Origin of the sequence: Acidisphaera rubrifaciens HS-AP3 (genome assembly GCF_000964365.1) — a bacterium.
GTDB classification, from domain to species: domain Bacteria; phylum Pseudomonadota; class Alphaproteobacteria; order Acetobacterales; family Acetobacteraceae; genus Acidisphaera; species Acidisphaera rubrifaciens.
On record NZ_BANB01001024.1, the window covers coordinates 1 to 381 of the forward strand.

General features: G+C 76.1%; 1 protein-coding gene. It reads left to right on the plus strand.

From position 1 onward, the window contains the following. A partial coding sequence (locus B8460_RS22545) for a hypothetical protein (protein ID WP_048863355.1) occupies window positions 1–270 on the plus strand: 270 nt, incomplete at its 5' end. Between the last annotated feature and the right edge of the window lie 111 nt (window positions 271–381).

Sequence of the window (381 nt, forward strand, 5' to 3'; positions counted from 1 at the left end):
GACGACCGCATCGTCGCCGTGCTCGGCGCGGCGGCGGCGGCGCCCATCATGCGCGCGGGCGGCACCGACGCCGACCGGTTGCGGGCGGCGACGCGCGCGATCCTGCGCGAGGCGGCGGCCGACCAGCACGCGACGGCGGTGCGCCTGCGCTGGCTGATCGTCATCGCGACCGCGATGGGCGCCGTCTTCGGCGTGGCGATCCTGGGCATGGCGGTCCGGAAGGTCGGTGGCGCGGCCCGCCCCGGAGACGGCGCCTTCACCGATCCGTGATTGGCGGTGCCTGCCCGCGGGGCGTTTGCTGACCGCGAACGGCTGAAGTTCGCCAAGCGCCCCGAAGATGGACCGATCCGAACCAACCGAGCGGTGGCGGGCGCCCGCCCC